General features: G+C 69.3%; 19 protein-coding genes. 15 read left to right on the top strand and 4 right to left on the bottom strand.

The genetic code is table 11. From position 1 onward, the window contains the following. Positions 1-30: 30 nt before the first annotated feature. The 9 genes from IT371_25210 to atpC all read left to right on the top strand — a co-directional run bounded on the left by IT371_25210 (position 31) and on the right by atpC (position 9197). Entirely contained in the window at positions 31-2526 is a 2496-nt protein-coding gene (locus IT371_25210; protein ID MCC6750980.1) for a protein kinase, read from the top strand. Positions 2527-2563: 37 nt separating this feature from the next. Further along, entirely contained in the window at positions 2564-2962 is a 399-nt protein-coding gene (locus IT371_25205) for a polymer-forming cytoskeletal protein (GenBank protein ID MCC6750979.1), read from the top strand. An 83-nt stretch (positions 2963-3045) separates the two neighbouring features. Continuing rightward, a complete protein-coding gene (locus IT371_25200; GenBank protein ID MCC6750978.1) occupies positions 3046-3522 on the top strand; it encodes an ATP synthase F0 subunit B in 477 nt (158 codons plus the stop codon). A 38-nt stretch (positions 3523-3560) separates the two neighbouring features. After that, on the top strand, positions 3561-4280 hold the full coding sequence (locus IT371_25195; protein MCC6750977.1) for an ATP synthase F0 subunit B: 720 nt from the start codon (positions 3561-3563) through the stop codon (positions 4278-4280). Further along, positions 4277-4822, top strand: coding sequence for an ATP synthase F1 subunit delta (gene atpH / locus IT371_25190; GenBank protein MCC6750976.1), 546 nt, complete (start codon positions 4277-4279; stop codon positions 4820-4822). The genes IT371_25195 and atpH overlap by 4 nt, the downstream gene beginning before the upstream one ends. Before the next feature lie 44 nt (positions 4823-4866). Continuing rightward, positions 4867-6390 (top strand): F0F1 ATP synthase subunit alpha, encoded by a 1524-nt coding sequence (locus tag IT371_25185; protein ID MCC6750975.1) that lies wholly within the window; start codon positions 4867-4869, stop codon positions 6388-6390. Positions 6391-6406: 16 nt separating this feature from the next. Further along, on the top strand, positions 6407-7276 hold the full coding sequence (gene atpG / locus IT371_25180) for an ATP synthase F1 subunit gamma (GenBank protein MCC6750974.1): 870 nt from the start codon (positions 6407-6409) through the stop codon (positions 7274-7276). Between the two features lie 29 nt (positions 7277-7305). After that, on the top strand, positions 7306-8745 hold the full coding sequence (atpD, locus tag IT371_25175; protein ID MCC6750973.1) for a F0F1 ATP synthase subunit beta: 1440 nt from the start codon (positions 7306-7308) through the stop codon (positions 8743-8745). Positions 8746-8747: 2 nt separating this feature from the next. Beyond that, positions 8748-9197 carry an ATP synthase F1 subunit epsilon gene (atpC, locus tag IT371_25170; GenBank protein MCC6750972.1) on the top strand — a complete coding sequence of 150 codons (450 nt, stop codon included), beginning with the start codon at positions 8748-8750 and terminating at the stop codon, positions 9195-9197. A 23-nt stretch (positions 9198-9220) separates the two neighbouring features. On the opposite strand, the gene IT371_25165 is transcribed toward atpC, so the two are convergent. Then, entirely contained in the window at positions 9221-9592 is a 372-nt protein-coding gene (locus tag IT371_25165; GenBank protein MCC6750971.1) for a hypothetical protein, read from the bottom strand. A 263-nt stretch (positions 9593-9855) separates the two neighbouring features. Between IT371_25165 and IT371_25160 the strand changes: the two genes are divergently transcribed. Next, entirely contained in the window at positions 9856-11328 is a 1473-nt protein-coding gene (locus IT371_25160) for a hypothetical protein (protein MCC6750970.1), read from the top strand. A 19-nt stretch (positions 11329-11347) separates the two neighbouring features. Here the strand turns inward: IT371_25160 and IT371_25155 are convergent, their stop codons facing one another. From IT371_25155 to IT371_25145, 3 genes are all read right to left on the bottom strand, one after another. Then, entirely contained in the window at positions 11348-12319 is a 972-nt protein-coding gene (locus IT371_25155; GenBank protein ID MCC6750969.1) for a hypothetical protein, read from the bottom strand. Positions 12320-12351: 32 nt separating this feature from the next. Then, positions 12352-13146 carry a UDP-3-O-acyl-N-acetylglucosamine deacetylase gene (locus IT371_25150; GenBank protein ID MCC6750968.1) on the bottom strand — a complete coding sequence of 265 codons (795 nt, stop codon included), beginning with the start codon at positions 13144-13146 and terminating at the stop codon, positions 12352-12354. Between the two features lie 139 nt (positions 13147-13285). Continuing rightward, positions 13286-13474, bottom strand: coding sequence for a hypothetical protein (locus IT371_25145; protein MCC6750967.1), 189 nt, complete (start codon positions 13472-13474; stop codon positions 13286-13288). 405 nt (positions 13475-13879) lie between these two features. Here IT371_25145 and IT371_25140 point away from each other — a divergent pair, with 405 nt between their 5' ends. The 5 genes from IT371_25140 to IT371_25120 all read left to right on the top strand — a co-directional run bounded on the left by IT371_25140 (position 13880) and on the right by IT371_25120 (position 21049). Next, positions 13880-14728, top strand: a complete 849-nt coding sequence (locus IT371_25140) for a 50S ribosomal protein L11 methyltransferase (protein ID MCC6750966.1) — start codon at positions 13880-13882, stop codon at positions 14726-14728. A gap of 5 nt (positions 14729-14733) precedes the next feature. Then, complete coding sequence (locus IT371_25135) at positions 14734-15480, top strand: 16S rRNA (uracil(1498)-N(3))-methyltransferase (GenBank protein ID MCC6750965.1); 747 nt, start codon at positions 14734-14736, stop codon at positions 15478-15480. 92 nt (positions 15481-15572) lie between these two features. Then, positions 15573-16070 carry an RDD family protein gene (locus tag IT371_25130; GenBank protein MCC6750964.1) on the top strand — a complete coding sequence of 166 codons (498 nt, stop codon included), beginning with the start codon at positions 15573-15575 and terminating at the stop codon, positions 16068-16070. A 5-nt stretch (positions 16071-16075) separates the two neighbouring features. Next, on the top strand, positions 16076-18382 hold the full coding sequence (locus tag IT371_25125; GenBank protein ID MCC6750963.1) for a HEAT repeat domain-containing protein: 2307 nt from the start codon (positions 16076-16078) through the stop codon (positions 18380-18382). A 309-nt stretch (positions 18383-18691) separates the two neighbouring features. Continuing rightward, complete coding sequence (locus IT371_25120; protein MCC6750962.1) at positions 18692-21049, top strand: hypothetical protein; 2358 nt, start codon at positions 18692-18694, stop codon at positions 21047-21049. Positions 21050-21074: the final 25 nt, after the last annotated feature.

The following is a 21074-nucleotide window of genomic DNA, read 5'->3' as shown; positions in this document are numbered from 1 at the left end:
AGAATCAGTAGTATAATGGCGCCGGTGGCCTTGAACCGATCCAAAGAGCTTGGCCCGTACATTCTCGTCGACCAGATCGCCGTGGGCGGGATGGCCGAGATCTACCTGGCCAAGACCGCGGGCGTGGCCGGCTTCGAGAAGTTCCTCGCTCTCAAGGTCATTCACCCGAACTACGTCGACGACGAGCAGTTCGTCGAGATGCTCATCGACGAGGCCAAGATCGCCGTCGGCCTGAACCACGTCAATATCGCGCAGATCTTCGACCTGGGCCGCTTCGAAGACACCTACTTCATCGCGATGGAGTTCATCGACGGCGCGGACCTCTTCAAGATCATGCGTCGCCTGTCGGAACGGGACGTGGACGTTCCGATCGACGTTGCGGCCTACATCGCGCAGGAGATCTGCACGGGCCTCGACTACGCGCACCGCCGCAAGGACGCGAAGGGCCGCCCGCTCAACATCATTCACCGGGACATCAGCCCGCAGAACATCCTCATCTCGCACGCGGGCGAGGTGAAGATCGTGGACTTCGGCATCGCCAAGGCGGCGAGCCGATCGCGCAAGACCCAGGCGGGCGTGATCAAGGGGAAGTACTACTACATGTCCCCGGAACAGGCCTGGGGCGGCCCCGTGGACCACCGCACGGACATCTTCTCAGCGGGGATCCTGCTCTACGAGGTCCTGACGGGGCAGATGCTCTACCTCGAGGAGGACATGCAGCGGCTGCTCGACCGCGTGCGCAAGGCGGACATCTTGCCGCCCACCGCGCGCCGGTCGGAGATCCCGCACGAGCTCGAGCAGCTCGTCATGAAGGCGCTGGCCAAGCGCCCCGCAGATCGCTGGCAGTCGGCCCGGGAGCTCCAGCTCGCGCTCTCCAACTTCCTCTTCTCCTTCGCGCCGGACTTCACCCCCGACCGGCTGTCGGACCTGGTGCAGCTCGCGCTTTCCGAGCAGCCCGCGCCGCGCCCGGCCAAGCCCCGACAGGGCGGCTTCGCGCCGCGTATGGAGGGGAGCCAGATCATGTCCCGGGCCGACTTTCTGCCGGCCCAGGAGCAGAGCGTGCTCTTCCGCCTCTCGGAGCTGAACGCGCCGTCGCCGGCCTTCGCCGAGGACGAGGGGGACAGCTTCGGCGAGGACCCCGGCGAGCACACTCAGATCTCCGGTCCTCCCTCGCTCATGGCCATGGCTCCCGAGCCGGCGTTCGGGGTATCCCCCGTCACCGAGACGGAGGAGAACGCCCCCACGCTCGTAGCCCCCTCGCCGAAAGTGGCGCGCGAGCTCGCCGCCTCCAAGCCGCTGCGAGCCGGAGAGCGTCCTGTGGGCCGGCCCGTCCCACACGAGTTCGTCGTGCCCCGGCCGAGGAAGGTGGATCCCGCGGCCGAGCTGACGATGGAGGAGATCCCCGGGGACCTCACCCCCGCGCCGCTCGTCGAGCTGAACTCCGGAGATCTGCTGCCGGTGGTCTCCGACGACCGACCGCGCGACCGAGGCCCGGCTCGGCCCGCCGTCGCCCCGGCGGAACGGCCCCTCCCCTCCCCGGCGTCGCTTCCCCGCGGCCGCGCCGCGCAGGGGCGCCACCCCTCGGGACCCGCCGCAGCGGCCAAGCCGCGCGCGCCCTCCGGACCCGTCGCACGGCTCTCGCAGGCCCCCGCGCCCCAGGACCCGACGCACGTGGACTCTCCGGGCTGGGCAGCACCGCCCCAGAGCGTCCCTCCGTCGGGTGGCTCCTGGCCTCCGAGCTGGCCTCCAGCCAGCGCGCCCAGCGGAGAGCTCTCCCCCGCACCGGGTGCGGCCCCGCAGGCCCCGAGCCCGAGCTGGCCTCCCACGGTGGCCCCCTTCGGCACGCCGCCGGGATCGCTCCTGCCGGCCCCCGCCCCCTCTTCCGGAGGCCTCTCCTGGGAACCCGCCGTCCCGTCGGCCGCCGCGCACGACCTGGGGACTCCGTCCGGAGCAGACGCCATGCTGGGCCTCGGCGCCCCGAACCCCTCTCGCCGGCGCATCGCCGTGGCGGTGGTGGTCAGCTTCCTCGTCCTCGCCGCCATCGTGAGCCTCGGACTGGTGGCCTACTACTGGCCCACCACCGAGGAGCAGGCCAGCATCGACGTCATCTCGGTTCCCGAGGGGGCGTCGGTGACTCTGAATGGTGCCGCGCTCCAGAAGACCACGCCCCTCACCATCCCCATCAAGGACCGGGGCACCCCCCAGACCCTCGAGATCCGCATGACCAACTACCAGCCGTGGCGGAGCACCATTCGCTTCCCCGAGGGCACGACGCGGGTCCGCGCCCTGGCCGTCCTCACCGCGATCTACGGGCGCCTGGAGCTCGCGTCGCAGCCGCCGGGGGCGGAGGTCTACGTCAACGGCGAGCACAAGGGGCAGACCCCCACGGTCCTCGAGAACCTCTCCCTGGGCGAGGACGTGAGCCTGGAGCTGCGCAAGCGCGGGTATAGGCCCCTCACGGCCCAGCTCTCGTGGAACGGCCGAACGTTCCTGAAGCAGACCTTCCCCCTCAAACGCTCGCGCTGAGGCCGCGCGGCAGGCGCGTCCGAGGAGTCACCTCCGCATGACCCTTCCCCCTCGCCCGACCGACGTGCTGGCCGACGAGCGCCCCACGCAACGCTTCGAGCCCCTGGCCCACCTGATCGTCCGCGGAGCGCTCCGCGTAGAAGGGGCCATCGCGGCGGCCATCGACGCCGACGAGCTTCATGTCACCGCGCAGGGACACCTCTCGGGCCCGGTCAACGCCGGCGTAGTCATCGTAGAGGGGCGTCTCGAAGGGCCGGTCCGTGCGCTGCGAGCCGTCGAGATCCGCTCCGGCGGAGCGGTGGTGGGCGATCTCGTCACCCCCTCGCTGCTCCTCGACCGGGACGGCCGGCTGGAAGGCTCGTGCCGCATCACCACCGCGCTCCCCGTCGAGGCCAGCCTCGACGACGACGCCCTCTCCCCCGAACCCGGCGACTGAGGCCGCCGTCCGCACCCTTTTCTGCAGCGCCTTTCCGCCACGCGTTGACACAGCGCGGCTCTCTATGGTACCCGCCACGCCTGATGGAACCACTACGGGTACTGCTCGCTGCCGAGGGCCACAAGCCGCCCCCCCTGGTCGACCTGGACGGGACGGTGCTGATCCAGCTCGGCTTCTTCCTCTTCCTCTGGATCGTGCTCTCTCGGCTGGTCTTCAAGCCGTACCTGGCCCTGCGCGGGGAGCAGCACGCGAACATCGAAGGTGCCCGGCAGGCCGCGGAACGCGAGCAGGCCGAGGCCGCCGACAAGCTCGCGCACTACGAGCAGCAGGTCCTGCGCGCGCGCAAGGAAGCCGCCGCGGGGCGCGTCAGCCAGCGGGCCCACGGCGAGGAAGCCGCCCAGCAAATCCTCGCCGAGGCGCGCACCCAGGCTGAAGCGAAGGTGCAGGAAGCCCGAAAGAAGATTCAGCAGACGGCGCCCGCCGCGCAGCTCACCCTCCGCGCTCGCGCGGATCAGCTGGCGCAGATGGTGGTAGCCAAGGTGCTCGGCCGCACCGTGTGACGTACCCGTTGGCTCCTCGCGCGACCTGTGGAGCAGTCATGATCGACGATCGTTTGCACCGCCCATCGCTTCCTTCCCTCCGTCGCCTCGCCGTCGTCGCCGGAACCGTCGGGCTCCTGGCCGTGGCCGGCATGGGGCCCGCCTCCGCCTCGGGGACGGGCAACCACGGTACCGTGGCCCCCGCCGGCGAGGCCCACGGTGCGGGGCACGCCGCGGGGCACGAGAATCACTTCGACAACCTCTTCAGCCTGAGCTTCGGCGAAGGGAAGGAGAAGAAGAACCCCCCCTTCGGCTTCATGGTGGTGAACTTCCTCCTCCTGCTCGTGGTCCTGGTGAAGTTCGCGGGCAAACCCTTCAAGCAGTTCCTCCGGCAGCGCCACGAGCGCATCGACAAGGAGCTGAAGGCCGCCGCCGAGATCCGCGCCCAGGCCCAGGCGCGCCTGAAGGAGGTCGAGACGCGCCTCTCCCGGCTGGACGACGAGATCCGCGAGATCAAGGCCGCCGTGGCCCGCGACGCCGAGCAGGAGAAGCAGCAGATCGTGGCCCAGGCGCACACCGAGGCCGCGCGCCTGATCGAGGGCGCCGACCGCGCACTCGCCGAGGAGATCAAGCAGGTGCGCCTGCAGCTCGAGGCCGAGGCGGTCAAGGCGGCGCTCGCGGCCGCCGAGCGGATCGTCGCGCAACAAATCACCGACGGGGATCGCGGGCGGCTGGAGAAGGAATACCTGAGCCAGCTCACGCAAGGAGGCGTCCAGTGAACGGAGGCAGCATCCCACGCCGCTACGCCAAAGCCCTCCTCTCCCTGGCCGTGTCCCAGAACCGCGCCGAGGCGATCGGCGCCGAGGTGGCCCGCGTCGCCAAGCTCCTCGAGCACAAGGAGCTCCGCGACACGCTGGCCGTCCCCACCATCCCCATCTCCAAGCGCAAGGCGATCCTCGAGCAGCTCGTGAGCCGGCTCGCGCCGTCCCCCGTCGTGCGGAGCTTCGTCCTGCTCCTCGCCGACCGGAACCGCGTCGGCTTCCTGCCCGACATCAGCCGGGAGTACGCCGCCCTCGCGGACACGCACGCGGGTCGCATTCGCGCCGAGGTCACCTCCGCCCGCCCGCTCGACGCGGCCAGCGCAAACGAGCTCAAAGCGACGCTGGAACGCCGCACGGGCAAGCAGGTGCTCCTCGCGCAAAAGACGGATCCCTCTCTCATCGCCGGCCTCGTGACCAAGGTCGGCTCGACCGTGTACGACGGGAGCGTTCGCACCCGACTGGACGAGATGCGCACCGCGCTGCTCGCGGGCCGCCAGTAGGGCCGGACCCCAGTCGTCACCCAATCGCCGCAAGGACCTCTGCCATGGAAATCCGCGCCGAAGAAATCAGCGACATCATCCGCAAGCAGATCGAGGACTACGACCAGAAGGTCTCCGTGATGGAGACCGGCACGGTGCTCACCGTCGGTGACGGCATCGCGCGCGTCTACGGCCTCGACGGAGCGATGGCGGGCGAGCTGCTCGACTTCCCGCACGACGTCAAGGGCCTCATCCTCAATCTGGAAGAGGACAACGTCGGCGTGGCGCTCCTCGGCCACGACACGCTGATCAAGGAGGGCGACACGGTCAAGCGCACCCGCCGCATCGCGCAGGTGCCGGTGGGACAGGCGATCGTGGGCCGGGTGGTCAACGCCCTCGGCGAGCCGGTGGACGGCCGCGGTCCGATCGACTCCAAGGAGTTCAACAAGCTCGAGATCAAGGCCCCGGGCATCGTCAAGCGCAAGAGCGTGCACCAGCCGCTCCAGACCGGCCTGAAGGCCGTCGATTCGATGATCCCGATCGGCCGCGGCCAGCGCGAGCTGATCATCGGTGACCGCCAGGTGGGCAAGACGGCGCTCGCCATCGACACGATCATCAACCAGAAGGGCGGCGACGTGATCTGCATCTACGTCGCCATCGGCCAGAAACAGTCCACGGTGGCCCAGGTGGTGCAGCGCCTCCGCGAGGCCGGGGCGATGGAGTACACCATCGTGGTCCTCGCCGGCGCCTCGGAGTCCGCGCCGATGCAGTTCCTCGCCCCGTACACGGGCGTCACGGTCGGCGAGTACTTCCGCGACAAGGGCGGGCACGCGCTGGTGGTCTACGACGACCTCTCGAAGCACGCGGTGGCCTACCGGCAGCTCTCGCTCCTCCTGCGGCGGCCGCCCGGACGCGAGGCCTACCCGGGGGACGTCTTCTACCTGCACAGCCGCCTCCTCGAGCGCGCCGCCAAGCTCTCCGACAAAGAGGGTGCGGGGTCGCTCACGGCGCTGCCGATCATCGAGACCCAGGCGGGGGACGTTTCGGCCTACATCCCGACCAACGTCATCTCGATCACCGACGGGCAGATCTACCTCGAGAGTGACCTCTTCTCCTCGGGCCAGCGCCCGGCCGTGAACGCCGGTCTCTCCGTCTCGCGCGTGGGCGGCGCGGCCCAGATCAAGGCCATGCGCAAGGTGGGCGGCCAGCTTCGCCTCCAGCTCGCGCAGTACCGCGAGCTCGCGGCCTTCGCGCAGTTCGGCTCCGACCTCGACAAGGCCACCCAGCGCCAGCTCACCCGCGGCGCACGCATGCTCGAGGTACTCAAGCAGGACCAGTACGTGCCGATGGCGGTCGAGCAGCAGGTCCTCGTCCTCTACGCCGGCGCGCAGGGCATTCTCGATGAGATCCCGACCTCCATGGTCAAGGCCTTCGAGAAGGAGGTGCTGGCCTGGCTGGACAAGCTGCACCCGGAGTATCTGCGCGAGATCCGCGAGACGAAGGACATCTCGACCGAGCTGGATGGCAAGCTGAAGCAGGCCCTGACGACCTTCAGCAAAGAGTTCGCCACCCACCACAACCTGAGCTAGCGCAGGAAGGTCTCGCATGCCCTCGCTGAAGGACATCCGGCGCCGCATCGGCTCGGTGAAGAGCACGCAGAAGATCACCCGGGCCATGAAGCTCGTGGCCGCCGCGAAGCTGCGCCGCGCCCAGGACAACATCCTGGCCGCCCGCCCCTACGCGGTGAAGCTCCACGAGATGATCAGCGAGCTCGCCCTGCGCGCCGACGCAGGAGATCACCCGTTGCTAGCCGTGCGCGAGCCGCGCCGCGTGATGCTCGTGGTGCTCACCTCCGACCGCGGGCTGTGCGGCGCGTTCAACACGAACACCCTGCGGGCCACCGAGCGGTATCGTCGCGAGCACGCCACGACCCACGAAGAGATCCTCCTCTCCGTCGTGGGCCGCAAGGGGCGCGACTACCTGAAGTACCGCAACGTGGACGTGCACCAGTACTTCCCCGGCGTGGATGTGAACACCGCGCTCGACCGGGCGCGCACGATCAGCGACGGGATCATCGACGAGTTCCTGAAGAGCAACCTGGACATGGTCTACTTGCTCTACAACGAGTTCAAGTCGGCCATGCAGCAGCGCATCACCGTCGAGCAGCTGCTGCCCATCGTGCCGATGCAGCTCCCGGAGGGGCACGCCGCGCCGGTGGACTTCCTCTACGAGCCGAACAAGGTGGAGCTCCTCGAGACGATCATGCCGATGTACGTGAGCGTGGAGGTCTACCGGGCCACGCTCGAGACGACCGCGTCGGAGTACGGCGCGCGCATGACGGCGATGGAGAACGCCACCAACAACGCCTCCGACATGATCGGCAGCCTGACGCTGCAGTACAACAAGGCCCGTCAGGCCTCGATCACGAAGGAGCTCCTGGAAATCGTGGCCGGCGCCGAGGCGCTCAAGCGCTAGGACCGAGCGGAAAGAGCGGAGATCGATCCATGGCAAGCATCCAGTCCCCCAGCACCGGAAAATCCCGCGGCCGCGTCAGCCAGGTGATGGGCCCGGTCGTCGACGTCGCCTTCGATGCCGACCTCCCCGAGATCTACACGGCCCTGACGGTGACGAACCCGTCCATCAGCGATCGCCAGGAGAATCTGGTGCTCGAGGTGGCCCAGCACCTCGGCGAGCACACGGTGCGCACCATCTCGATGGACAGCACCGACGGCCTGGTCCGCGGCATGCCGGTGACGAACACGGGCCACGGCATCCGGGTCCCTGTCGGCAAGGAGATCCTCGGCCGCATCCTGAACGTGATCGGCGAGCCCGTGGACGAAGGTGGCCCGGTCTCCTCCACCAAGTCCTACGAGATCCACCGACCGGCCCCCAAGTTCGTCAATCAGAGCACCAAGGTCGAGACCTTCGTCACCGGCATCAAGGTCATCGACCTGCTGGCTCCGTACCGCAAGGGCGGCAAGATCGGCCTCTTCGGCGGCGCGGGCGTGGGCAAGACCGTGCTCCTCATGGAGCTCATCAACAACGTCGGCAAGAAGCACGGCGGCTACTCCGTCTTTGCCGGCGTGGGAGAGCGCACCCGCGAGGGGAACGACCTCTGGCACGAGATGAAGGAGTCCAAGGTCATCGACAAGGTGGCGCTGATCTACGGCCAGATGAACGAGCCGCCCGGAGCCCGCGCGCGCGTCGCGCTGTCGGCCCTCGCCGCCGCCGAGTACTTCCGCGACGAAGAGAACCAGGACGTGATGCTCTTCATCGACAACATCTTCCGCTTCACGCAGGCGAACTCCGAGGTCTCGGCCCTCCTCGGCCGCATCCCGAGCGCGGTGGGCTACCAGCCGACCCTGGCCACCGACCTCGGCGAGCTCCAGGAGCGCATCACCTCCACGGACAAGGGCTCGATCACCTCGGTGCAGGCGATCTACGTTCCCGCCGACGACCTGACGGATCCCGCGCCGGCCACCACCTTCGCGCACCTCGACGCGACGACGGTGCTCTCGCGTCAGATCGCCGAGCTCGGCATCTACCCGGCCGTGGACCCGCTCGATTCGACCTCCACGAACCTGAGCCCGCACGTCGTCGGGGAGGAGCACTACGCGACGGCCCGCAAGGTCCAGCAGATCCTGCAGCGCTACAAGGACCTGCAGGACATCATCGCCATCCTCGGCATGGACGAGCTCTCCGAGGAGGACAAGACCACGGTGGCCCGGGCGCGCCGCATCCAGCGCTTTCTCTCGCAGCCCTTCACCGTGGCGGAGGCCTTCACCGGCCAGCCGGGGCGCTTCGTCGACCTCAAGGACACGATCGCGGGCTTCAAGGAGCTCGTGGACGGACGCTGCGACGACTGGCCCGAGCAGGCCTTCTACATGGTGGGCAACCTGGACGAGGCCCGGCAGCGCGCCGAGAAGATCAGGGCCGAGGCGTAGCCATGTCGCTGCAGCTCGAGATCGTCACCCCCAAGGGCTCCGTGATCAGCACCTCGGTCGAAGAGGTGATGCTCCCCGGGAGTAACGGCGAGTTCGGCGTGCTCGACGGTCACATCCCGCTGCTCGCTGCGCTCCGCCCGGGCGTCGTGCGCTTCAAGTCCCAGGGCAAGGAGGTGCGACTGGCGGTGAGCGTGGGCTTCGCCGAGGTGGGAGCCAACGAACGCGTGCTGGTCCTCACCGACAACCACGCCTTCCCCGACCAGATCGAGCTCGAGGCGGTCTACACGGAGCTCCGCGACGCCGAGGCGGCGCTGAAGGAGTGGGCGGGGGGCGTGGAAGAGCTCGACGCCGAGAAGGCCGAGTGGAAGGAAGTCCCCGGCCATCGCGAGCTACGCATCCGCGCGGACTGGGCTCAGGCGCGGATCGACGTGAAGAAGAGCGCCGCGCACTGAGCGCAGCGCCCTGCGGCGCCACGTTACGGCGTGGCCCTCGTCGCCCACCACCGCCCGCCGTTCGCAGGATCCGACTGGTAGCCCCAGCGCCCCTCGAGGGCATTTCCGTCGAGGCTCATCTGCAGGTACCCGCGCCCGAACTGCTGGTTCTCCATCTGGGTCCACCGGAAGATATACAGGTCTCCCTTCACCTCTCCGCTGACCGACCCGTTCCGGAATCCCTTGAACGGGCCGTGCACGCGCGTCCCCTCTTGCATGAGTTGCATCTGCCCCCAGTTGGAGTCCCAGAGCCCGGCGAAGCTCTTTCCTGCCGGGAGCGAGCGGGGCTCGGGGATCGAGGGGCCGCAACCTGGCAGCGCCGCTGCCACGACCAGAAATGCGAGCAGGGTTTTCATTGCGCCCATGATACGGCGGCAATGTGCGTAGCGCAACTACATTGGATCCATACGTCGCAACGCCTCCCGGGGTGGGGTCAGCCGTCCCGACCCGCAGCGACAGGCGCCACCACCGGCTAGTGTGCTGGCCGGATCCGGGAGATCTCACAACTCGTTAAATCATTTATGAAATAGAGCGGCGCGACCCGCGTCTCGACGACCCGGTGGCTACTCCAGCGGGCACATGCCTTGCATGAATCGGAGAGGTCCACCGGGAGAACACGATGCGCTCTGGCCTGATCAGCATATCCCTTGCGACGGTCATTCTCGCCGCCGGCTGTTTCGGCGCGACCACGAGCGGCCCCTCCGCGGAGCCGGCCGAGCAGCCGCCAGCCGCCAAGCCCTGGGTCAACGTCCGACCCACGCTCACCGTGGCCGGCCCCGGTGACCTGATGGTGGGCGAGGCGCTCACGATCCTCGGCCAGGGGTTTGTGGACCGCGTACACGGCAAGGTCGTCCTGCAGTTCAAAGGGACCTTCTTCAACAGCCAGGGCAGCACGAGCCAGGTGGACTACCAGTCGGCAGCCACCGTCGTGAACGGCGGCAAGCTGCGCTGGGAGATGTGGCCCAACGTGGTGTTCGACGAGCGCGGCGACCGACTCGGCCGCTTCGTGGGACACGTCATCGCGATCAACCAGGGCAACGACGGCACGCTCGAGGCCTCCGACCCGCTGCCCGCCACCATCAACGTCAAACCCTCGCTGATCGTGCGCGTGGCGCGCCCGCTCGACTCCTCGTGCAACTCGATGGTCGGACACACCCTCGAGAACACGCAGATGGGGTTCATGGTGGAGGCCATCGGCTTCCGGAACGGCACGGCGGATGCGCCCCTCACCTTCTATTGGAGCTTCCTCTCCTCGCAGTGGCAGGTGAGCTTCGACAACGGCGCCATCACCGCGAACCCGTCCTTCTCCAAGGCCCCCTCCTTCACCATCGAGGAGCAGGTCACCTCCGGCGCAAGCTCCGTCATCGTGCCCTATCCGGCGGCGGTCCCCGGCTGGTTTCCGGGCTGGAGCAAGAAGATCGCCACCTTCGCGGTCAAGATGGCCGAGGACGCGGCAGGAAATAGCCGCCTGAAGGACCTCCGCACGAACAAGATCCCCGACGCGGGGAACAACATGCCGATCTCCGTCAACGTGGCGGTGGTGGACGCGAGCGGGAAGAGCGCCGCGCTCGCGGTGAAGTTCATCGTGCACCGACCGGCGGACCTGCTCTACGACGGCGGCTCCAAGGTGGCCGAGCGCTTCGAGCCCGTTCCCCTCACGGACTGCATGCCCGGCGGAGACCTCGGCCGCGAGGTCTCGTACCACGACTCGAAGAGCGAATCGCGCCAGCGCGCCCTCGGCTTCAGCTACAACGCGAACGCCGCGATGAACTTCGGCCTGCCGAGCAACCCCTTCGCGCTGGGTCTCAACTTCTCGGCGGGCTTCGGCGTGAACGTGAACGAGAGCATCTCGTCGGACAAGTCCCAGAGCGTGACCTTGCAGGGGCACATCCTGCCGGGCGAGTACGCCATGTTCTATCGGCAGACGACGAAGATCGTCCGCGTGGCGAAGCTGGTGGGCTACTCGGTCTGCGGCCAGTCGGTGAACCTGGGCGACGCGATTCTCACGGATTGGGTCTTCACCCCCGAGCTGGCCAAGGGCGAAACCTGCCCCGTTCCTTCGAGCCTCCCCGCCGCCGGCAAGTACCTCTAGGCGACGGTCTCGGGGCGCTTCAACCCACCGCCACGCGCAGGTCCCCCTGGCGCGCGCCCCCCCTTCCGAGGGGGAGCGCCGGGAGGTGCCGCTCGACGGGATAAGCGTAGTCTCCGATCTCCGCCTGCGCGAGAAAGGCCGCACGCGCCGCCTCGCCGAGGTCGCCCCCCTCCGCGACCCGATCCACCAGTCGCAGAAGCCCTAGCGAACGGTCGTAGCCGCGCCGAAAGAACTCCTCGAAGCGGAAATTCTCGTTCTCGTAGTAGTGGCGTCGGTTATCGGCGTTCCCGAGCCGCGCGCTGTTGCGTGCCGCGACGGGCAAAGAAACCAGGAACCCGAAGTGACGGAAGGTGCGGAGCCAGCCCGCCACTTCGCCGCGGGTCGGCGCCGCCTCGGGATAGAAGTCAAAGACCTCGGCGATCCAACCCACGAGCGGAAGCGTCGGCTGCACGCGGAGGAAGGACGGATGGTCCAGGATCCGCGTCTTCTCGCGGTAGAACTGCGGGACTCCGACGCAGTCCCTGCCGCACAGGTCGAGGTGAAAAAAGAGGCTGTGATACTTCTCGGCCAGCCGGTGGTGGTGCGTCTCGTGACCTCCGCGGGCGGTCAGGTCTCGGCGCGCACACCAGTTGACGAGCGGGTGTACCTCGAGGTCGAGCGCCACGTGCGCGAAGAAACCGGCCGCCAGGGCGAGCGCCTCGTCCCTCGACAGGTGCTGGCTGCGAAGCAGCCGTTCGAGAACGTGCCAGGCGAAGGCCGCGGGCCGATCCTGGTGGATCCGGTGCGCCAGGGGGCAAGGCTCGGCCGGGCGCTCCAGCCAGTAGCCGAGCGAGAGCGTGAGGATGTTCGTGTAGAAGGGGAGGTCCGGGAAGATGGCCCCGAGCCGTCCGAAGCTGGGCTCGGCGTCGAGCGCTCGCCGCAGCCGCGCGGGAACCGCCTCGTCCCGTCGGAGAAGCTCGACGTGCGTGAGATGCAGGGGCGCGGACGGCATGCCGGGATACTTGCAACAGCGCGCGGTCAGCGTCAACCGGGCGTGCCGCCGGCCACGCGAACCACGGCTCCCTCCTGCAGGGCGCGACGCAGGCTCTCCTGAACCAGTCGATGGCTGGCTCGGAACGCGCCAACGTGCCCCTGCAGCGGCCCACCGAGCAGCGCCAGGTCCCCCAGCAGGTCCACCAGCTTGTGCCGCACCGGCTCGTCCGGAAACCGCAGGCCGTCGGGGTTCAGCGGCCCGTTCGCGCCGAAGACCACGGCGTTCTCGAGGCTCGCGCCGCGTGCGAGTCCCTGGCGCCGGAGCGCCTCGGCCTCGCAGGCAAAACCGAAGGTCCTCGCGGGAGCCAGCTCGCGGCGGAAGCGACGCGCGGCCCCCTCCTTCGAAAGGTCGTGCTCCGCTCGCTGACGACCGATGGTCGGCTCCGCAAACGCGATCTCGCAGGTCGCGCGGCAACCGCTCGCCGGTTCGAAGCGGCAGCCGGCCTCTGCCTCGCCCCACGCGAAGGGTCGCACCACGCGCCAGAGCGGCGCCACCACCGACGACGGGCCGCTCGCCTCCCAGAGCGCCTCGGCATAGCCCGTAGCAGAGCCGTCCAGGGCCGGTAGCTCCGGCCCGTCGAGAATGAGCTGCGCGTCCCAGATGCCGAGCCCCACACACGCGGCGAGCAGATGCTCGACGGTCCCCGCCTCCGCCCTCCCCCACCGAAGCAGGGTGCGGCGGGCGGCGGGCACGGCGTGCGCGAGGCTCATCGGAAGGGGCGCGGAGGAAGGGGACCCCGCACGAAGCACCAGCCCTTGCCCCGCAGGTGCCGGGGCAACGACCACGCTCCCGGGTTCCCCGGTGTGAATCCCCACCCCGCAGGCGGGCGGCGTGGGCCGGATCAGCCTTCGCCCGCGCTGGGTGGGATCCGTCGCGTCAGGAAGGACCACGACTGGCCGCTGCCGGGGCGGCGCCCCGGAGGGCCTACCCCTTGAGGCGGTAAAAGAGGGTGATCGTGTAGCAGTGGAACTCGCGATCGGAGCTCTGCGTCACAATCTTGTCTACGACCTGAAGCTCGGAGTGCTCCCGGAGCCAGCCGGTGACCTTCTCACCCAGCTCCTCCCGTTCCTTCGCCTTGGTCGCCGAAAACACTTTCAGTCCGCTGAAGGACATGGATGCTGCCTCCTAGGTCCCCCGGAAATCCCAAATGGGCCCGTTCTTTGTCGTCGGTGCGTGTAGCACGGGTTACACGCGATGTCTACCAAACCCGGCCGCCGCGCCACAGTGCGTCGCGTCCCGGGCAACTGTTCGTTCCGAGAGGTGTCGCCGTCCCCCGCCCCGGCGCCCACGTCGCCGAAAGCGCCCCGCCCGCTCGCCATGTGCCCAGATCATCGACTTCGGGCCGTACGCATTAAGGGAAAAGGTCCCAGGTCGCTTGCCGGCCCTGCCGCACCCTTTTTGGGGGTCGGTCCGCCGCCGCCGCGTTGACAGGTCGGGCCCACCCCGCTATAAACCATCGTGCTCGTGAGCGATCTTGCTCAAGTCCTCTTCTCGGTCCCCAGTGCCGCGGCGGAAGCCGTGGCCAACCTGCTTGCCGAGCGCCTGGGCACGGGCGTCGAGGAACGGGACGCCGAGACCCTGGCGTCCACACCTCCGGGGGTGACCGAGCTCCTCGTCTGGATGCCGACGGCCGACGTGGACCGGCACGTCTCGGACATCGAGCGCCTCCTCTCGGCCCTGCGGCAGCTCGGCACCGCGGTCGACCCCTGGTCCTGGCGGTCGGAACCCGCCGATCCGCAGAGCTGGCTCGACGCCTACAAGCGGTTCTTCACGGTGAATCGGCTCGCCCGCCGACTCGTCGTCAAGCCGAGCTGGGAGCTCTACGCGGCGCAGCCCGGGGACCTCTTGATCGAGCTCGACCCGGGGCAGGCCTTCGGCACCGGCCTTCACCCGAGCACTCGACTTGCGGCGAGCGCCATCGAACGCCTTGCACGCCAGGGTCTCGCTCCCCCGTCGGTGGTGGACGTCGGCTGTGGCACGGGGATCCTGGCCATCGCGGCGGCGCGACTCTGGCCACATTGCCACATCCTGGCCATCGACTCCGACGAGACCGCCGTCGCCGCCTGTCGCGAGAACGTCGAGCGCAACGGCTTGAGCGAGCGCATCGTCATCGAGCACAAAGGCGCCGCGCAGCTCCAGGGACGCTTCGCGCTCGTAATCGCGAACCTGCAGCTCGACCTCCTCACGATGTTGCAGCCGAGGCTACGCGCCCTGGCCGACGAATTCGGTCGCCTGGTCCTGAGCGGGCTTCTCGCCGAGCAGGCGCAGGAGATCAGCCGACTCTACTGCCGCGACCTCGCCTTCGAGCCCGAGTACAGCGAGGAGGAGGCCGGCTGGCGCGCGCTGCTGCTGCGCATCAAGTCGTAGCGCGGGTGAAGCGCCTCGTCGTCTCCCCCGATGCCCTCGCCTCCGGACACGCCACGCTCACGGGGCGCCTCCACCGGCACGTGGTGCGCGTCTTGCGCCTGCGCGAGGGAGCCGAGCTCCTCCTCACCGATGGCAAGGGCCACGAGTACGAGGGCACCATCGCACAGGTGGACGAGCACGCGGTGCACGTCACCCTGCGGCGCGAACGACCGGGAGTGGCCGAGCCCACGCCGCGCCTGACGCTGATCTTCGGCCTCGCCCGCGGAGGGCGCAGCGAGTTCGTAATCCAGAAGACCACCGAGCTCGGAGTGACGCGCCTCGTGCCTGCTCTGTGCGCGCGCTCGACGGCGCGGCCGAGCGACGTGGCGCGCAAGCACCTCCGGTGGACCGAGATCGCCCGCCAGGCGGCGCGGCAGTGCGGACGTGCGCACCTGCCGGCGGTGGAGCCGGCCGCAGCTCTGGCCGAGGCCCTCGGCGTAGAGACCTCCGCCTCGGCACTCCGGCTCGTAGCCGCCCCCGAGGCGCCCCCCCTCTCTCGGATCGAAACCGAGCTGCGCGCCGACCGCGAGGAGGTGGTGATGGTCGTGGGGCCCGAAGGCGGCCTCGACGAGGCGGAGCTGGCCCTCTGCGAGAAGGCCGGCTTTCTGCCCGTGGGACTCGGACCTCTGACCTTGCGCACCGAAACCGCCCCACTCGTCCTCGTCTCCCTCGTGGCCTACCTTTCGGGGCGCTGGGAACCCGCGGTGCGGTAGCCTCGAGCCCCGCCCGAAGTTGCCTTTCCGGGGCGGCCCATTATAGTGGACGCATGTTGCAAGCTGCCGGGGTCGCCCAGGAAAAACCCCTCATGACGCCCCTCGCCGCCGAGGCGGGTCGCGTCGTTTTCGTCGCGGGGTTCTGGCGTCGAGTCCTCGCCGGCTCGATCGATCTGATCTGTCTGTCTCCCGCGCTCTTCGCCGTCGGATGGCTGAGCGTACGCGTCACCGGGCTCAAGATCCCGGCGACCGCGCTATTGCGCCCCGAGACCACGCTGGAGCTCCTGCTCTTCGGTGGTAGCGCAGTCTACGGGCTTTTGGCTCTCGCCGCCGCGACGGTGCTGATGTACCAGGCGCTCTTCGTCGCGACGACGGGCGCCACACCCGGCCAGCGGCTGGTCGGCGTGCGGGTCGTGAGCGTGTACGGCGAGCGCTCTGAGTGGTGGCGCGCCCTCGCTCGCGCGCTCGGCTTCCTCGCCGCAGGGCTCCTTCTCGGGCTCGGCTTGCTTTGGGCCGGCTTCGACCGCGAGCGCAGGGGCCTGCACGACTGGCTGGCCGGCACCTACGTGATCCGCAGCCGCGCGCCGTAGGCCAGATGGGCTCCCGGCTCAGCTCTCTGCTGGTGAGGGACGGACTGCTCTCCGTGAGCCGGCTGCAGGAAGCCTTCACCTTGCAGGTGGTCCGCGGTGGTGCGCTCGACACCGTGCTGCTCGAGGAGCAGCTCGCCACCGAGCCTACGTTGCTCGAGCTATTGAGTCGCCTGCTCGGCCATCCGCCGCTGCCCCCGGAGCTCCTCGCGCCGGACGCGACGCCGCCAGCACCCGCGCCGATTCCCCTCGCGCAGGCGCAAAGTCACGGCCTCTGCGCGCTCAAGCAGGAGGGGTCCCGCGTCTGGGTGCTGACCACCGAAGCCACGGACCACGTCGCGCTCGAAGAGCTCGCCTACGAGCTCGGCCTGGAGCTCGTCCCCTACGCCGCGACGGAGCTCCGCTGCGTGCAGGCGCAGCATCTCGCCTACGGCACCCCGCTCTCGCCGCGTTATGCGCGGCTGCTCGAGCGCCTCGGCGAACGCCCGGGGGCCGCGGTGACGGCCTCGCCACCCGAGCGCGCTCCGGTGAACGCGCCGACCGCGCTCGAGGCGCTACCGACCGAGGAGAGCGCCCCCCCCGACCTGGGGCGCGAGAGCGGCGACGCGCAGGCCATCGCCCGGGTGCGCCTGGCCACCGCGCCCCCCGAGCGCAGCTCGACGCCCCCCGCGAGGACCCGCCGTCCGAAGTCCTCGGCGGGGGTGCTCGAGCCGCTGGAGCTCCCACTCGCCATCGGGGCGATGGAGCTAGCGAGCGACCGCGATCAGGTGCTCCTCGCGCTCCTGCGCGGAGCGCACCTCTTCCTGCACACGGTGCACCTCTACGTGGTCCAGGGCGAGACCCTCGTCGGCCGCTTCGCGCTCGAAGGACACGAGCTCGACGCCCAGGCCATCCGCGAGCAGCGCGTCTCGCTCGAAGGGCCCTCCGTCCTCGGCCGCTGCGTGCGCGACGGCACGCTCTTCGTCGGACCCGCGCCGGCGACCGACGCGAGCGCCGACGTGCTCGCCTCATTGCACCTGCCCGCCTCGGGGATCGTGGTCGGCCCCGTGCGCATCAAACGGAAGAGCGTCTGCGTCCTGATGGGGCACCACTTTGGAGCGGTCCCTCCGCCGCACACGCGCGCCGCCATCGCGCAGCTCCTCGACGAGGCCGCCGTGGCGCTGGCCCGCCTCATCGTGCAGGGGCGGCCGCCGCCCGCCGTCGCCACGCCCGTCTCGCCCCCAGAGCCCGAGCCCGAAGGCGAGACCTTCGAGCTGTCGGCGGAGCTTCCAACGGACACCCCCGCCCCGCGCGGCTTCGCATCGGGAGAGCTCTTCGAGGTCTCGGGGGAGATCGTCGTCCCCCTCGACCGGTCGCGACGCGAGGCGGTCGTCACCCGTTCCGCGCGCATCACGACCCCCGTGCCACCCGCCACGCCCAAGGTGATCGTCAACCTCGACGAGGAACCCGGCCCCGGCAACCTGGACCGGCTCCTCCTCGAGCTGGAAGCCGGCGGCACGCGCGCCGACGCCGCCCGCGAAGCCATCGCCGAGCTCGGCCGCCCGGCCGTCGAGGCGCTGGTCTCGCGGTTGCCGGCCGCAGTCACCGCCAACGCCAACGCCGACGCGGGCGAGGTCCCTCCCGAGGCGGAATGCGGGGCGCTCCTCCGCGCCCTGGCTCTGCTCGGGCGCCCCGTGGTGGCCTCGGTCGCGCCGCTCCTCAGGCACAAGGAGCGCGTGGTGCGCCTCTTCGCCTGCCACCTCCTCGGCGAGCTCGCGTATCCCGAGTCCGTCGCGCTCCTCGCCTCCGCGCGCCACGACGACGACGAGAGCGTGAGGCAGGTCGCCGGCCGAGCTCTCCGACGCTTCAGAGAGCTCGCCGAGCTGCCGCGTCTGCTCGAGGAGCTCCTCGCCGACCTGACGAACCCCGAGGTGCGTCCGCGCCAGGCCGCCATGGACGCCCTCGCCGCGCTGGGCGACAGCCAGGTGGTCCCGCTCGTGATCAGCCAGCTCGCCGACTCCGACCCCCGCGTGGTGAGCTCCGCGCGTAGCGCGCTCGTCGCGCTGACGAAGCAGGACCACGGGCAGAGCCTCCCCGACTGGCAGGAGTGGTGGAGCCAGAATCAAGACCGCCACCGCGTCGAATGGCTCATCGACGGGCTGATCCACTCCTCGCCGGAGATCCGCGCTGCCGCCGCGGCGGAGCTGCAGGAACTCACCGGCGTGAGCTTCGGCTTCCACGACCACCTATCGCGCGCCGAACGCGAGGAGATCCGGCGGCGCTACCTCGTCTGGTGGGGAGACGCCGGGCTGCTCGATTTCGGCCGCTTCGGCTGAGCCGGACTCGGGCGGGCGTGAGGGATCGCGACGCGGTCCCTGCCGCTGCCTGCGCTGCATGACGCGCTGCGCGTCGGCGGATCTTGCTTTCGCCTCCGATTCTCGGTGGCTTCGCCGGGCGACGTCCCTGATCGCCCATCCGTCGACGCCCACGCTTTTTCCCTTTTTCACACGCCGCCTTCTTGGCTAGGATGCGCCCGCCTAAGGGAATGGGCCTGTGCCTTGCACCGTTTTCCACACGTGAAGTCCTCGTTTCTTTTCGCGCGCGGCACGGACGGTCCCGTCCGAAGACCGCCACGGAGGAGTCCAATGCGTCATTCCAGGTTGCTCTCCCCCTTGCTGGCCGCCGCCCTCTGGTCCGCGGGCTGCGCCGATCCGGCGATCGGTCCCTCCGACGCGGGCGTCGGAGAAGGGTTCGTGGATGGTGCGGCGACCTGCACCGACCCGAACGGCGACGCGGACAGCGACGGCGTCGCGAACGGGGAGGAGGGCTGCCTGCAGGCCCGCGACAGCGACCGCGACGGCATCGCCGACTGGCAGGACTTCGACTCCGACGGGGACGGCGTCGGGGACGTGGTGGAGAAGGGGCTGCAAGACGCGGCCGACAAGACCAAGTGCAAGGGGGCGAAGGGGGCGAAGAAGGGTTGGCCCTGCGACACCGACAGCGACGGAGTGCCGGACTACCTCGACGTGGACTCCGACGGAGACGGCGTGCTCGACAAGGACGAGGACGCGAACGGCGACGGACTCCTCGGCTGCTGCATCACCTCGTGCAACAAGCCGGTCGGCGGCCAGCTCAAGGGCTGCGTGCTCACCAAGGACGGCTGCGGCCCCGGCCAGACCTGCGAGAAGGGCAAGTGCACCCCGGCCGTGGGCTTCGCCTGTTCGAACGGCGAGACGAACGCTCTCATGAAGGACACCTTCGGGGACGGCAAGCTGGACAACGAGCGCGGCAACTTCATCTGTCGCGACGCCACGGAGAGCAGCACCAAGGGGCGTCGCCCGGTGAAGAACGAGCGCAACAAGGACGGAGACTGGCATATCGCGTTCGAGAAGACAGCGAAGTTCGGCCTGATCAAGATCACCGAGGCCGGCCCCAAGGACAGCGCCGCGGTGGTGAACGAAGAGAGCCCGCAGGGTGAGGTCGCCGGATTCGTCATCACGCGCGATACGACCAAGGACAAGGTTCAGGACGAGATGAAGGAGATCCTGAGCTCCATCGCCTCCAAGACCCCCGGCGGCAAGGGGGCCGTGAGCGTCCGCTCCACGGGCGTCGAGCGGCGGACGCACGACCGCTTCCAGTCGGTGGAGGGGGCGATCGTCGACATCAAGCTCACCTCGGCTTCCAACGTCTCCACGGTGCGCAATGAGGTGATCGGCTCGCTGCTCGGCAAGCCGATGGCCAACCTGTCGAACCTGCCGACCCCCTTCGGCTCGAGCCACAGCGACTTCGTGATGCGCCTCATCGCGGTACGCCGCTTCGCCTTCAAGCGCGACGAGACCAAGAAGCTCGTCCTCGACGAGAAGGGGATGCCCATTGACGACGGCGACAAGGCCAAGTGGCGGCTCGTCGTGATGGGCGCCATCGCCGGCCGGGACAACTACCAGGACCCCGCGCGGCCCACCGGCTTCATCGTGGACGACCTCTCGAACGGCACGGGAGTCGCGACCTACACCGACGCGATCGACGACGAATGCGACGTGGCGACCATCACGAGCCTTCCCGTGGCGGACGTCATCTGGGTGATCGACGAATCGGGCTCCATGAGCGACAACCGCGACGACATCACGAACAACGCGAACAACTTCTTCTCGCGCGCCCTGGCCTCGGGCCTCGACTTCCGCATGGGAGTCACGAACGTTTGCTCCCCCACCGGGAGCTACAAGTCGGCGGTGGGAAAGTTCTGCTCCGAGTCCTCCACCGATTCGAACCACATGGGGGGCGAGGACCGGTTCCTGCTGCCGACCGAGCAGACCACCTTCGGCTCCTGCATCAAGAACCCGCCGGGGTACGAGGGGGGGTCGGAGTACGGGCTGACGAACGCGATGGAGGCGGTCAAGAAGCACCTGCCGCGCGCCTCGAACGACCCGACCAAGGTTCGGCCCGAGGCCAAGCTGGTGGTCATCATCGCCACCGACGAGGTGCCCGAGGAGTTCTCGAGCTCGCTCTCCTCGTACTACAAGACCTGCAACCTCGGCGCCTCGGCGCAGGACAAGCTGAACACCGGGATGAAGCAGTACCTCGACTACCTGAGCGGTATCACCGAGCCCGAGGCGGCGGCGATCGTCCACGTCATCGGCGGGGCCTGCAACAACTCCTGCGGCGCGGACGTCGCGCACGGCTACAAGGACCTGCAGCAGTCCACGGGCGGCGTCTTCGGCGACGTGTGCCAGAAGGACCTGGGGAACACGCTGCAGCAGATCGTGGACAACATCGTGGGCGCCGCGTCGCCCGTGGTGCTCGAGTACGTGCCGATCTCGGCCTCGCTGGCGGTCGCGCTCGACGGGGTCCAGCTCCCGAGGAGCCGGACGAACGGGTTCGACTACCGCGCGTCGGCCAACTCGCTCGCCTTCCTGAGCGTCAAGTTCGAGAAGGGCAGCGAGGTGATCGCCTCGTACAAGCGCTGGAAGAAGCAGATCAGCCCCGACTCGATCTCGCTGCCGTAACAGCCGGCCGCCAGGCCCGCGCCCC

The organism is Deltaproteobacteria bacterium (assembly GCA_020848905.1).
Lineage (GTDB): Bacteria > Myxococcota_A > Polyangia.
The sequence above is the reverse complement of the archived record's forward strand: the minus strand, read 5'-3'. Positions and strand labels throughout refer to the sequence as shown.

Coding starts and splice junctions, on each gene's coding strand:
- atpC (MCC6750972.1), top strand. CDS start 8,748: ATGTCGCTGCAGCTCGAGATCGTCACCCCCAAGGGCTCCGTGATCAGC.
- IT371_25200 (MCC6750978.1), top strand. CDS start 3,046: ATGGAACCACTACGGGTACTGCTCGCTGCCGAGGGCCACAAGCCGCCC.
- atpG (MCC6750974.1), top strand. CDS start 6,407: ATGCCCTCGCTGAAGGACATCCGGCGCCGCATCGGCTCGGTGAAGAGC.
- IT371_25130 (MCC6750964.1), top strand. CDS start 15,573: ATGACGCCCCTCGCCGCCGAGGCGGGTCGCGTCGTTTTCGTCGCGGGG.
- IT371_25155 (MCC6750969.1), bottom strand. CDS start 12,319: ATGCCGTCCGCGCCCCTGCATCTCACGCACGTCGAGCTTCTCCGACGG.
- IT371_25205 (MCC6750979.1), top strand. CDS start 2,564: ATGACCCTTCCCCCTCGCCCGACCGACGTGCTGGCCGACGAGCGCCCC.
- IT371_25145 (MCC6750967.1), bottom strand. CDS start 13,474: ATGTCCTTCAGCGGACTGAAAGTGTTTTCGGCGACCAAGGCGAAGGAA.
- atpD (MCC6750973.1), top strand. CDS start 7,306: ATGGCAAGCATCCAGTCCCCCAGCACCGGAAAATCCCGCGGCCGCGTC.
- IT371_25185 (MCC6750975.1), top strand. CDS start 4,867: ATGGAAATCCGCGCCGAAGAAATCAGCGACATCATCCGCAAGCAGATC.
- IT371_25165 (MCC6750971.1), bottom strand. CDS start 9,592: ATGAAAACCCTGCTCGCATTTCTGGTCGTGGCAGCGGCGCTGCCAGGT.
- IT371_25195 (MCC6750977.1), top strand. CDS start 3,561: ATGATCGACGATCGTTTGCACCGCCCATCGCTTCCTTCCCTCCGTCGC.
- IT371_25125 (MCC6750963.1), top strand. CDS start 16,076: ATGGGCTCCCGGCTCAGCTCTCTGCTGGTGAGGGACGGACTGCTCTCC.
- IT371_25120 (MCC6750962.1), top strand. CDS start 18,692: ATGCGTCATTCCAGGTTGCTCTCCCCCTTGCTGGCCGCCGCCCTCTGG.
- IT371_25160 (MCC6750970.1), top strand. CDS start 9,856: ATGCGCTCTGGCCTGATCAGCATATCCCTTGCGACGGTCATTCTCGCC.